This window comes from Bowdeniella massiliensis, assembly GCF_023634005.1.
Taxonomy (GTDB): domain Bacteria; phylum Actinomycetota; class Actinomycetes; order Actinomycetales; family Actinomycetaceae; genus Bowdeniella; species Bowdeniella massiliensis.
In genome coordinates this window covers 59,642-72,306 of the sequence record NZ_JALIQR010000011.1, presented here as the reverse complement: position 1 = coordinate 72,306, position 12,665 = coordinate 59,642, and the positions used below count along the sequence as shown (strand labels likewise).

Here is a 12,665-nt window from a genome sequence, read left to right as displayed (position 1 = left end):
CTAAGAACGAAACATACGTGAGGAAAGAATGTCTGAGCTGACGATCCGGCCCGAGGAAATCCGGGCTGCACTTGACAGCTTCGTGAACTCTTACGAGCCCAAGCAGGCCGTGACGGAGGAAGTCGGCCGAGTCACTCTTGCCGCCGATGGCATCGCACAGGTTGAAGGCCTGCCGGGCACGATGGCAAACGAGCTGCTGCGTTTTGAAGACGGCACGCTGGGGCTCGCCATGAACCTGGACGTACGCGAAATTGGCGTCGTCGTTCTGGGCGAGTTCACGGGTATTGAAGAAGGCCAGGAGGTGCGCCGTACCGGGGAGGTCCTTTCCGTGCCCGTCGGCGACGGTTACCTCGGCCGCGTCGTTGACCCGCTTGGCAACCCGATCGATGGACTGGGCGACATCACCGACCTGACCGGCCGCCGCGCCCTGGAGCTGCAGGCTCCCGGCGTGATGGCCCGTAAGTCCGTCCACGAGCCGCTGCAGACCGGCCTGAAGGCGATCGACTCGATGATCCCGATCGGCCGCGGTCAGCGTCAGCTCATCATCGGCGACCGCCAGACCGGCAAGACCGCCATCATTTTGGACACGATCCTGAACCAGAAGGCCAACTGGGAGACGGGCGATCCGAACAAGCAGGTGCGCTGCATCTACGTCGCGATCGGTCAGAAGGGCTCGACGATCGCCTCGGTGCGTGGCGCCCTGGAAGAAGCCGGCGCTCTCGATTACACGACGATCGTCGCCTCCCCGGCCTCGGATCCGGCCGGCTTCAAGTACCTCGCGCCCTACACCGGCTCCGCGATCGGTCAGCACTGGATGTACGAGGGCAAGCACGTCCTCGTCATCTTCGATGACCTGTCCAAGCAGGCCGAAGCCTACCGCGCCGTCTCGCTGCTGCTGCGCCGCCCGCCGGGCCGCGAAGCCTACCCGGGCGACGTGTTTTACCTGCACTCCCGCCTCCTAGAGCGTTGCGCCAAGCTCTCCGATGAGCTCGGCGGCGGCTCGATGACCGGCCTGCCCGTCATCGAAACCAAGGCCAACGACGTGTCGGCCTACATCCCGACCAACGTCATCTCCATTACTGACGGTCAGATCTTCTTGCAGTCCGACCTCTTCAACTCCGACCAGCGCCCCGCCGTCGACGTCGGTATCTCCGTCTCGCGCGTGGGTGGCGACGCCCAGGTCAAGGCGATGAAGAAGGTCTCCGGCACGCTGAAGCTCACCCTCGCGCAGTACCGCTCGATGGCGGCCTTCGCGATGTTCGCCTCCGATCTGGATCCGGCCTCGCGCCAGCAGCTCACCCGCGGTGAGCGCCTCATGGAGCTGCTCAAGCAGCCGCAGTACACGCCCTACCCAGTCGAAGACCAGGTGGCCTCCATCTGGGCCGGTACCCACGGCTACCTCGACGATGTTGAGGTCTCCGAGGTGCTGCGCTTCGAGCGCGAAATGCTGGACTACCTGCGCCGTCACACGGATGTGTTGACGACGATCGCGGAGACCGGACTGCTCGAATCCGAGACCGAAGACGCCCTGCGTGGCGCGATCGAGGACTTCCGCACGGGCTTCCTCGCCGACTCCGGCGAAACCCTGTCGGCGGATGTTGCTGCCGAAGAAGAAGAAGACGAAGCCGAGCGCACGCAAGAGCAGATCGTCCGCGGCAAGCGAGGCTGAGCATGGCAGGTTCTCAGCGGGTCTACAAACAGCGAATCAAGTCCACGCAAACCCTGAAAAAGGTGTTTCGTGCGATGGAGCTGATCGCTGCCTCCCGCATTGGTAAGGCGCGCGAGCGCGCCCAAGAGGCAACCCCCTACGCGGAGGCCCTCACCAAGGCGGTCTCGGCGGTCACGAACCACACGCATACGGACCATCCGCTCACCAAGGAGCGCCGCGACACAACGCGCGTAGCTGTCCTCGTCATTACCGCTGATCGCGGCATGGCGGGCGCCTACACCGCGAGCGTGCTGCGCGCCACCGAACGCGTCTTGGAACAGCTCGACGCCGAAGACAAGGACGTTGACCTCTACGTCACCGGCCGTCGCGGCATCGGCTACTTCAAGTTCCGCGGCCGCGAGCTCGCCGGCAGCTGGTCGGGCGAGTCCGACGCCCCCTCCTCGGAGATGGCCTCCGATATCGCCGATACGCTGCTGGAGAAGTTCTTGGCCTCGCGCGCCGACGGGGGGGTGGGCGAACTGCACGTCGTCTTTACCCGATTCAAGACGATGGTGACGCAAACCGTTGAGGTGCGTCGCATGCTGCCGCTCGAAATCGTAGAAGGCGTAGCAGCGGCAGAAACCGATGCGTTGCCGCTCTACGAGTTTGAGCCCAGCGCCGAAGAAGTCCTTGATGCGCTGCTGCCGCTGTATGTGCGCAGCCGCATCCACAATGCCTTACTGCACGCCGCGGCCTCGGAGCTCGCCTCCCGCCAGCGCGCGATGCACACGGCCACCGACAATGCCGAGGACCTCATCCGCAATTACACGCGGTTGGCCAACTCGGCTCGCCAGGCGGAGATCACGCAAGAGATCTCCGAGATCGTGTCCGGCGCGGACGCGCTGGCGTCCAGCTGAGTTTGCTAGGGGAAAAGGAACACATCATGACCGTAACTGCATCAGAAGCCGACGTGCAGACCGGCGAAGGCGAGTCCTTCGGCCGTATCGCACGCGTGATCGGCGCGATCGTCGACATCGAGTTCCCGCCGGACGCGCTGCCCGATATGTACAACGCGCTCGAAACCGAGATTGACCTGAGCGCGCAGGGCGAAGGCGAATCCGTCGTCAAGATGACGCTCGAGGTCGCCCAGCACCTCGGCGATAACTTGATCCGCGCCATCGCGCTCAAGCCCACCGATGGCCTGGTGCGCGGCGCCAAGGTGTATGACACCGGCGCTCCGATCACCGTGCCCGTCGGCGATATCACGAAGGGCCACGTCTTTAACGTGACCGGCGACGTGCTCAACCTGCCCGAGGGCGAAACCCTCGAGGTTACCGAGCGCTGGCCAATCCACCGCAAGCCCCCGGCCTTCGACCAGCTGGAGTCCAAGACCCAGATGTTCGAAACCGGCATTAAGGTAATCGACCTGCTCACGCCGTATGTGCAGGGCGGCAAGATCGGCCTGTTCGGCGGCGCGGGCGTGGGCAAGACGGTGCTGATTCAGGAAATGATTCAGCGCGTCGCCCAGGACCACGGCGGCGTCTCCGTCTTCGCAGGCGTCGGCGAGCGTACCCGTGAGGGTAACGACCTGATCCACGAGATGGACGAAGCCGGCGTCTTCGACAAGACCGCGCTCGTCTTCGGGCAGATGGACGAGCCGCCGGGCACCCGCCTGCGCGTCGCGCTGTCCGCGCTGACGATGGCCGAGTACTTCCGCGACGTGCAGAAGCAGGACGTGTTGCTCTTCATCGACAACATCTTCCGCTTCACGCAGGCCGGCTCCGAAGTATCGACGCTGCTCGGCCGCATGCCGTCGGCCGTGGGATACCAGCCGAACCTGGCCGACGAGATGGGCGCTCTGCAGGAGCGCATTACTTCGACGCGCGGTCACTCGATTACCTCGCTGCAGGCCATTTACGTGCCCGCCGATGACTACACCGACCCGGCCCCGGCCACGACGTTCGCGCACCTGGATGCGACGACGGAACTCTCGCGTGAGATTGCTTCGCGCGGCCTGTACCCCGCCGTCGATCCGCTGGCCTCGACCTCGCGTATTCTGGATCCGCGGTACGTCGGCCAGGAACACTACGACGTCGCCACGCACGTGAAGTCGATCCTGCAGAAGAACAAGGAACTGCAAGACATCATTGCGATCCTCGGCGTCGACGAACTGTCCGAAGAGGACAAGATTACGGTTGCGCGGGCGCGTCGCATCGAGCAGTTCCTCTCGCAGAACACCTACATGGCTGAGAAGTTCACGGGTGTTGAGGGCTCCACGGTGCCGCTCGATGAGACGATCGAAGCGTTCAAGCGCATCGCCGAAGGCAAGTACGACCACGTCGCCGAGCAGGCGTTCTTCAACATCGGTGGTATCGAGGACCTCGAGCGTCGCTGGTCCGAGATCCAGGAGGAGACGAAGTAGTGGCCATGAAGGTCGAGATCGTCTCTACGCATGGTTCGCTGTTTGACGGCGAGGCGGAATCGGTGATCGTGCCGGCCGCCGACGGCGATCTGGGTATTCTGCCCGGACGCCAGCCGGTGCTTGCAAACCTGCGCGAAGGCACCGTGCGGATCAAGACCGGTGGGCAGACCGAATCCTTCGACGTCGTCGCGGGTTTCGTCTCGGTCGATGACGATGTGGTGCAGGTCGTCGTCGATAACACCTAGGCAGGTGGCCCCACAGTTGTGGGGCCACCTCGCGTATGCACGATTCATTGGAAAAGACCACGTTGCGTTTTGCTTGACTGCGGATCGACACCCCCTAAGCTAGCCTTACATGATCCCCAATGGAGAGGTGAGTTCCATGAATCAAATGGTTCGAAAACTGGCGGCCGTAACGCTGACAGGTGTGATGACGTTTGCGGCGGTGGCGAACAGCTACGCAGTTTCAGCGAGCCGGTCCGGTGCTTCAGTCTGGACCAGCAACGGAGACCGTACCGTGAACGTCAAAGATACAGCCTCCGATAGCGCTGCAGCATCGGGACAATGGGTCTCAAACAAAGGGTCCTATGGCTCGGTGATGAACAAGGGGGGTTTTAATACCGTAAAGAGCCAAATTGTGGTCTCAAGTCCGGAGTGGGTTACCAAGGTCAGAGCATGTCGCACCAACGGGTGGCGTCCCATGACATGCTCGGATTACAACTCACATGATTGAGGCATAGCTTGTCGGTTGTCGTATCGAAGCTATCGAAGCGCTACGGTCCCCGCTGGGTGATTAAAGACCTGTCCTTCAGCGTGGACCGCGGCGCTTCGCTCGCCATTGTCGGACCATCGGGATCCGGTAAGACCACCCTATTGAACTGCTTGAGTGGATCGCTTAAGCCTGATGCCGGGTCAATTTGTGTCGATGAGCGCGAGATCGTCGGACTTCGTGGAAAAGCGTTGCGCGAATACCGCGCCCGCCAGCTTGGAGTGGTCTATCAACACGGAAACCTCCTGAGCGAACTCACCGCCGTCGAGAACGCTGCGTTGCCGCTGCTGGCACAGGGAGTTTCCGATCACGAACGCGCCCGCAGCCTCGTACTGGCGCTGGGCATCCCAGACCCTGACGAGCAAGCGGAGAACCTCTCCGGCGGGGAACGCCAGCGCGTGGCGCTCGCCCGGGCGCTGGTGTCGGGACCGCAGCTAGTGCTCGCCGACGAGCCTACCGGGGCGCTCGATGCGCTCACCCGCGATCGCGTCGCAGATCTCATCTTCTCGCAGTTCCGGGACCTGAATGCCTCACTCATCATCTCTACCCACGACATGGTGGTGGCCAGGATGGCCGATCATATGCTGGAACTAGAAAAGCTCTAGGTATGTGGCATATCGCGCGTTCCCTGGCTCGCCGCAACCACTATGGCCGACTCCTCACGGGTTTTCTTGTGGTGGCAAGCTTCTTGTGGACCTTCGCGGTGCTGGCGGTCGTAGCCCAGCTATCCCTGTACGACGCTGCGGCCCATCGTGTCGGCCAGTATCGGCTTGTACAGCCCGAACACCGCGATGAAGCCCAGTACTTCTATGATATCCAGCGTCGCGGATTTGCCGACGGAACGGGTTCGCTCGTCTTCACGGTAGTGCCTCGCTACGCCGATGTCCCTCCGCCGAGTTTCTTGCCGCGGGATCTCCCGTTTGGGACCATGGTGGCCAGTCCCGCCTGGCTAGCATCCCCAGAGGCGCAGCAGGGGTGGGAGATTGCTGAGCGGCGGGTCGAGGGTTTGGGCAATGTCGTGGGCTGGCCTGATGAAAAACTCGCGATCTACTGGGCAGACCCTGCTTCCGCGCGGACCGAGGCAATGGAACCGTTAGCGAGATTCGAGCAAGGGGCCGGAATCGAACTATCTGGCAGCTTCGAGTACACCAATCCCGGCCGTGAAATTGCGACCTTTGCGATGGCGATGCTCCTTCCAGGACTGCTCGCCTACGTTTCTGCCTTGCGCGTGGGATCAGGAAACCGAGCGCATCGCGTCGAGCTTTTACGCCAGCTAGGTTTTAGTCGCTCGCGAATCACGGGCCTACAACTGCTAGAGCTCTTGCCGCCGGTCGTTGGCGGAACCATGCTGGCATTTGTTGTGTTTGTGCCTTTTTTCGCGGTTCCGCACATCATTTTGCGTTGGGTTAACACGGTCGTGAGTGCGGCAGATCTCAGAGCCCATTGGCTGTGGTTCGTGGCCGCGGCAATCGGGGCCTTACTCGTGAGTATCGCACTCGTGGCGAGCCCGCTTGGACTGCGTCGGGAACGCGCGGATATCTGGAGGCCGCGAAATGCGCAGGCGCCCAAGACACTCATCTGGCAGGCCATAGCAGTGATCATATGGGGATGCCTTGGCACGATTCTCGTCGCTATAGTAAAGAGTTCCGATTGGATTCTTGCTACGCCGTTTGTGCTGATTTTCATCGTGGTCGGATTTGTCTTGCTGTTACCACTTTCGTTGCGCGCAACTCTGCGTCTCATCGCATCGCGTCAGGTCAATACATCGGCTCTGGGTCCGTTAGTTGCTGGTGCCCAGGCGCAGACCCGACCACAACCCACGGTTCGGTTCGCAGCGCGTAGTGCGGCGATCTGTCTCATCTTCCTTGTCTCTGCTATTTCGCTGCAGGCCGTCCAGTCCGACATGTCCTCGCTACAGACACAGCACGATGCTCGGATCGCCCGCTTTGCGTATTCCCCCAACGCACTTCAGGCTGCACAGCAATCCGGCGTTGTCGGCAGCCTTGTGGCCGATACCGCTCGGGCTCTTGGCGACCGGGTGTTGTTCGTGGTGCCCTCAGATGACGGCATGACGGCTGAATTGATCGGTAAGCCGGAGATCCTTCAGGACTTTGGGCTGAAACCTGGCACCTACGAGGGTACGCAATCGCTGCCACCGGATCTTGCGCGAGCGGTGACCCAGGCATCGAGCATCACCGTTGCGGCAAGCCAGCAGCTTCCTGCGAACGCCTCGTATTATTTCGTCTTGACCGACGACGCGGCCGAGCTGCGCTCGAAGGTGCAAGCAACGTTGGTTCCCGCCCCGGAGCTAATAGACCACACCCGTACGTTCGCGACTGCGATTTCCCGGGAGCTACGAAGCTATCAGGGCTTTTCTCACGTCATCGCCGTCGGCGTGGTGTTGCTCAGCGTGGCCGTGATCTTCGGTTTCGCGAGCGAACTGATTCGATTGCGACGCGCGCTGCTCGTCGTCAATGTGATGGCTGATGGGTGGCGGCGAATCTGGTCGGTCGTCTGGCGCCGCATGACGATTCCCGTGTTGATCGGTACAGGTGCGGGAATTGCCGTCGCCTTCCTGCTGGCCTTGGGAGCTCAAAACACAACGCGACCGATCGCGGACCTGCCGTGGGCCGCTGGTATCGGTGTGGTCGTTGTCGCAGCGCTGATTGCTCTGGGGGCCAGTGCGATCATTACGGTCAGTGTCTGCCGCAACCAGCGGCCCGTCGTCTTTGCGGCGAGCGACGAGGCGTAACCGCCTATACTGCTCAGGTGCGAATCCTCATCTGTAACTGTTCCGTTGACTACTCCGGCCGTCTGACCGCGCACCTGCCGATGGCCAGCCGTGTCATCATGGCGAAAAACGATGGCTCGGTGCTCATCCACTCCGATGGGGGATCGTATAAGCCGCTGAACTGGATGACGGCGCCGTGCGCCGTAAGCGAGCGCGAGGTCGAGGCGGAGGAGGCGGAAGCCGGCATTACCCAGGTGTGGACGGTGAAGAACACGAAGACCGCGGACCAGCTCGTCATCAAAATCGCCGACGTGTTTGACGATATCTCGCACGACCTGGGCGTGGACCCGGGGTTGGAAAAGGACGGGGTAGAGGCCCACTTGCAGGAGCTCCTTGCGGCGCAAATCGAGCTGCTGGGGCCCGGCCACCGGCTCGTGCGGCGCGAGTACCCGACGGCGATTGGGCCCGTCGATATTTTGGCGCGCACCCCCGAGGGCGCCGCAATCGCGATTGAGATCAAGCGGCGCGGGGAGATCGACGGCGTAGAGCAGCTCACGCGCTACCTTGAGCTGCTGAACCGGGACCCGCTGCTAGCGCCCGTCACCGGGATCTTCGCGGCGCAGGAGATCAAGCCGCAGGCGCGCACGCTGGCGCGCGATCGCGGTATCGAATGCCTCACGCTCGATTACGATGCCATGCGGGGGATCGACGACGTCGACAATCGGCTGTTTTAATTTTGGGACGTTCGGCGGACGTCTGATGTCCGATTGTGCGAGATACTGGGGCCATGGCTGCTTCCATCACGTTGCGCGGACGGGTTGTTACTCCTGACGAAGTTATTGCTGACGGGCTCGTTTCCGTTAGTGGCGATCGCCTCGAATATGCGGGCCCAGCGGAGGCGGCCCCTGAACAGCTGCGCGAGGGCGCGGAGCAGGTTTCGGGCTACATCATGCCGGGGCTCGTCGACATTCATTGCCACGGCGGCGGGGGCCAGTCCTTCCCCGATGCGCTGAACGCCGAGGACGCCAAGGTGGCGGTGCTCGCCCACCGGCGAGCGGGTACGACGTCACTGGTGGCCTCCACCGTGACGGCCGCGCCGCAGACGCTGCGCGAGCGCACCGCCACGTTGCGGGAGCTATGCGAGGCGGGGGACCTGGTCGGCATCCACTGGGAGGGGCCCTTCATCTCCTGTGAGCGCTGCGGTGCGCAGGACCCGGCGCTCATCATCCCGCCCGATCCCGAGCTCACCCGGGAACTGTGCGAGATTGCCGGCCCGTACGCATTCACGATGACGATCGCGCCGGAAAAGGCGCTTGTCGCCGGTGATGGTGGCGTTGCCGATGTGCTGATCAACGCCGGGGCGCTGCCGAGTTTCGGGCATACCGATGCCGGGCCCGTCGAGACTGAACAAGCCCTGCGCGATGCGGCGGCACGGCTCAAGAATTCCCCCGCGGCGCGCTCGGCTCGCGCCACTGCCACGCACCTGTTTAACGGCATGCGTCCGATCCACCACCGCGACCCGGGGCCGATCACCGCGATGCTCTCGGCCGCGGAGCGTGGGGAGCTCGTCGTCGAACTCATCGCCGATGGCGCGCACCTGAGCCCGGAGCTCGTACGGCACGTCTACGAGCTGCTGGGGCGCGAGGCATGTGTTTTCGTCACGGACGCAATGGCGGCTGCGGGCATGCCCGATGGGCAGTATCGCCTGGGTTCGCAGGACGTTACCGTCGCGGACGGGGTCGCGCGCCTGACCGGCGGCAACTCCATTGCTGGCGGTACCTCGCGCCTCATCGAGCAGGTGCGGCTCATGGCCGGCGCCGGCATCCCCCTGGTGGACTGCGTGTACATGGCCGCGACGGGCCCCGCGGTGGTGCTCGGGCGCGATGACATTGGCGAGCTGGCGGCCGGGGCTCGAGCTGATCTCCTTATTGTGGACGACGAGCTAGCGCCGGTGCGCGTCTACCACGGCGGCGAACTCGTTTCCTAGCGGGCTATCCTGGAGCCGAGAGGCGAAAGGACATCACCCGCTATGACTTCCATCGAACTTCCCGACTCCTTTGTCTGGGGTGCGGCAACCGCCGCCTACCAAATTGAGGGGGGTGCGGCCGAAGGTGGGCGCACGCCTAGCATTTGGGATACGTTCAGCCACACCCCGGGCAACGTCGCCAATGGCGACACGGGCGACGTCGCCGCCGATCATTACCACCGCTGGGAACACGATCTTGATCTGGCCGCCGAGCTCAAACTGGATGCCTATCGGTTCTCGATTTCTTGGTCGCGCGTCATGCCCGGCGGGCGTGGCGAGCTGAACCCGGAGGGCGTGGCGTTCTATCGTGCGCTGCTGCAGGGGATCCGCTCGCGCGGGATGCTTCCAGTCGTCACGCTCTACCACTGGGACCTGCCGCAGGAATTGCAGGATGCCGGTGGTTGGCCGGAGCGTGAGACGGCCTATGCGTTTGCGGACTATGCGCGGGCGATGGCGCGCGAGTTCGGCGATCTGGTCCACACCTGGACGACGCTGAACGAGCCGTGGTGCACTGCCTTCTTGGGGTACGGTTCGGGCGTTCATGCGCCCGGAATCACTGATCCGGCCGCGGCGCTTGCTTCCGCTCACCACCTCAACGTGGCGCACGGCTTGGCGGCGCGCGCGATTCGCGAGGAGCTGGGTGATGATGCCCGCGTCTCCATTACCTTAAACATCCACGTCGTTGATCCGGCCGATGAAGAGCGGGCGGCCGATCACGAGGCGGCAGAGAAGGTAGCGCTCGTCGGCAACAAGATCTTTTTGGGGCCACTGTTAGACGGCACGTACCCGCCGGCGCTGCTCAGCCAGACGCGCCACCTTACTGATTGGTCCTTCATCCAACCGGGCGACGTCTCGATCGCGCGGGTGCGGCTGGACGTTCTTGGCGTGAATTACTATTCGACGTCGCGGGTGCGCAAGGGCGATGGCGGAGGGCACGGCGTCGGGCACGGCGGCGGGGTGGGCAGCCCGTGGCCGGGCTGCGAGGACGTTGAGTTCCTTGAACCCGAAGGTGAGCTCACCGCGATGGGGTGGAACATTGAGCCGCGCGGACTCTACGACCTGCTCGTCGCTCTCGATACGGCCTATGAGGGACTGCCGCTTGCGGTGACGGAAAACGGCGCGGCCTTTGACGACGTCGTGGGCGAGGATGGCCGGATCCACGACGAGCGGCGCGTTGCTTACCTACAAGCGCACCTTGCGGAAGTCTCGGCGGCCGTCGCAGACGGTGCGGATGTGCGCGGTTATTTCGTGTGGTCGCTGCTTGATAATTTTGAGTGGGCCTACGGGTATGACAAGCGCTTTGGCATCATCCACGTCGACTATGGGACCCAGCAGCGGCGCCTGAAGGACTCGGCGCGGTTCTACGGGGATCTCGTAGCCTCGCATCGCGAACGCAGCGGGCCCGTCCAGCTCGAGGACGCCTGGGTGCAGCGCGGCTGGACGCGCCCGGCAGCATCCGATAGCGAGACGAAGGACGCGCGGCGGCGCCGCCGGCGGCTGCGCGAGCTGTTCGGACGCCGATAATGGCTCGACGCTCAAGTAAGCGGAACTATCGCGCCGCGCACGTTCCGCTCAATATGGATCGGCTACGTTCGGTGGCGCGGGAAGAGGCCGGACCCGGCGGACGCTACCAGGTCCAGGAGACCAAAGCCGGCGAGAATTCCTACGTCTGCCCGGGCTGCGGGGGCTCGATTGCCGCCGGTACCTGGCACGTCGTCGCCTGGCCCATCGACTCCCTGCTCGATGGAGGGGTGCGTGCTCGCAGGCACTGGCATAGTGGATGTTGGAAAGCACGTTTTGGGCGCTCACGCACCTTGTAGGGGAGAGAAATCTGCATGAATGGCCTCGGAGTTCAGGAGCACGGACCACGGCGGGGCATACCGCTTGTCCTGCTGCACGCCTTCCCATTCGATCACCGGATGTGGAATGACGTCATTGATGAGCTGTCCGATATGTGGACGATCGCGATCGATGCGCCCGGTTTCGCCGATTCCGCATCGCCGCGCATCCTGATGGAACGCGTGGAGCCGGGAGTTTATGGGCTGGAGATGTTCGCGGACTCCGTCGCGACCCTGCTGGCGAAAAGAGGCATCGACAAGGCTGTGATTGCGGGCGTTTCGATGGGCGGGTACACGGCGCTTGCGATAGCGGAGCGGCACCCGGACCTCGTGGCCGGCCTCGCGTTGATTGATACGAAGGCGAGCCCGGATGACGATGTTGCAGCCGAGAACCGCCGCACGATGGCGGATGAAGCGTCACGAGGGATCTCCACGGGCCTTCGCCACATGGCCGGCAAGGTGCTGTCCGATGAAACGGGAGACGAACGACCCGCAATGTACACACAGGTCGTCAAATGGATCGGGCAGGCGCCCTTTGCAGGAATCGCGTGGGCACAGAAATCAATGGCCGACCGCCCTGGCCGACTGCATGTGCTCGAAGGACTTGATGTGCCCGCCGTCGTTATTCGTGGCGAACACGATGATTTGTCTACGCAGTCTGACCACCAGGAAATGGCGGATGCGCTCGGGTGCGAGCTCGTGACGATTGAGCACGCTGGGCACCTCTCACCATTCGAGCAGCCGCAAGAGGTAGCCGGCGCGCTACGGGAGTTGATGGCGCGCGTGAACTAGCGCCGTAACCGGGGATGCCGGATAGGGCGCTGGGCAGCGTCAATCGTGACTGGAGGGATGGCTTCGGGCACGCCGTCGTCGGCCATTCGTATCGTCCAGTGGTGGGGATCGCCAGGTGGATGTTGGCACAGGGCGTGGTGCAAGACGCACAGGGCAGCGAGGTTGTGCGCGGAGGTAGGGCCGCCGTCTTTGAAGGCCCGGATGTGGTGGAGCTCGCAGCGTGCGGGTGGTATATCGCAGTAGGGAAAGACGCAGCCGCCATCGCGGGCTAGGAGGAATGCGCGTAGGGCGCCCTTCGCGAGGCGGCTGGTGCGCCCCTGGTCGTGAGGATTGGTTTGCGGGCCTCGGCTCCGGCTGGCGGGCGTGGCTCCGAGGAGCGTGGCCCATCCGGCTAGGCGGTCGCTGGTAGGGGACATGGGAGTCTCCTAGGGCAATATCGA

Annotated in this window: 12 protein-coding genes; 11 read left to right on the top strand and 1 reads right to left on the bottom strand. The window is 63.5% G+C overall.

Going from position 1 to position 12,665, the window contains the following annotated elements:
* Positions 1-28: 28 nt before the first annotated feature.
* From atpA to MUN85_RS08775, 11 genes are all read left to right on the top strand, one after another.
* Positions 29-1,669: a F0F1 ATP synthase subunit alpha gene (gene atpA, locus MUN85_RS08825; RefSeq protein ID WP_250506368.1), complete on the top strand. Its 1,641-nt coding sequence runs from the start codon at positions 29-31 to the stop codon at positions 1,667-1,669.
* Between the two features lie 2 nt (positions 1,670-1,671).
* Positions 1,672-2,565 carry a F0F1 ATP synthase subunit gamma gene (locus MUN85_RS08820; protein ID WP_073716346.1) on the top strand — a complete coding sequence of 298 codons (894 nt, stop codon included), beginning with the start codon at positions 1,672-1,674 and terminating at the stop codon, positions 2,563-2,565.
* Positions 2,566-2,591: 26 nt separating this feature from the next.
* Positions 2,592-4,070 carry a F0F1 ATP synthase subunit beta gene (gene atpD, locus MUN85_RS08815; protein WP_250506367.1) on the top strand — a complete coding sequence of 493 codons (1,479 nt, stop codon included), beginning with the start codon at positions 2,592-2,594 and terminating at the stop codon, positions 4,068-4,070.
* Between the two features lie 5 nt (positions 4,071-4,075).
* Positions 4,076-4,315, top strand: coding sequence for an ATP synthase F1 subunit epsilon (gene atpC, locus MUN85_RS08810; protein ID WP_250506415.1), 240 nt, complete (start codon positions 4,076-4,078; stop codon positions 4,313-4,315).
* Between the two features lie 495 nt (positions 4,316-4,810).
* Positions 4,811-5,443 (top strand): ABC transporter ATP-binding protein, encoded by a 633-nt coding sequence (locus MUN85_RS08805; RefSeq protein WP_250506366.1) that lies wholly within the window; start codon positions 4,811-4,813, stop codon positions 5,441-5,443.
* Positions 5,444-5,445: 2 nt separating this feature from the next.
* Positions 5,446-7,590 (top strand): hypothetical protein, encoded by a 2,145-nt coding sequence (locus MUN85_RS08800; RefSeq protein ID WP_250506365.1) that lies wholly within the window; start codon positions 5,446-5,448, stop codon positions 7,588-7,590.
* 17 nt (positions 7,591-7,607) lie between these two features.
* Positions 7,608-8,303 carry an endonuclease NucS gene (gene nucS / locus MUN85_RS08795; RefSeq protein WP_250506364.1) on the top strand — a complete coding sequence of 232 codons (696 nt, stop codon included), beginning with the start codon at positions 7,608-7,610 and terminating at the stop codon, positions 8,301-8,303.
* 53 nt (positions 8,304-8,356) lie between these two features.
* Positions 8,357-9,556 (top strand): N-acetylglucosamine-6-phosphate deacetylase, encoded by a 1,200-nt coding sequence (locus MUN85_RS08790; protein WP_250506363.1) that lies wholly within the window; start codon positions 8,357-8,359, stop codon positions 9,554-9,556.
* A gap of 42 nt (positions 9,557-9,598) precedes the next feature.
* The gene (locus tag MUN85_RS08785) at positions 9,599-11,119 is read left to right on the top strand and encodes a GH1 family beta-glucosidase (protein ID WP_250506362.1); all 1,521 of its coding nucleotides are present in this window, start codon (positions 9,599-9,601) and stop codon (positions 11,117-11,119) included.
* A 53-nt stretch (positions 11,120-11,172) separates the two neighbouring features.
* Positions 11,173-11,415, top strand: coding sequence for a hypothetical protein (locus MUN85_RS08780; RefSeq protein WP_250506361.1), 243 nt, complete (start codon positions 11,173-11,175; stop codon positions 11,413-11,415).
* Between the two features lie 15 nt (positions 11,416-11,430).
* Positions 11,431-12,225: an alpha/beta fold hydrolase gene (locus tag MUN85_RS08775; RefSeq protein ID WP_250506360.1), complete on the top strand. Its 795-nt coding sequence runs from the start codon at positions 11,431-11,433 to the stop codon at positions 12,223-12,225.
* Here MUN85_RS08775 and MUN85_RS08770 read toward each other — a convergent pair.
* Positions 12,222-12,641: an HNH endonuclease signature motif containing protein gene (locus MUN85_RS08770; RefSeq protein WP_143027295.1), complete on the bottom strand. Its 420-nt coding sequence runs from the start codon at positions 12,639-12,641 to the stop codon at positions 12,222-12,224. The two genes, MUN85_RS08775 and MUN85_RS08770, sit on opposite strands and share 4 nt — an antisense overlap.
* Positions 12,642-12,665 lie beyond the last annotated feature (24 nt).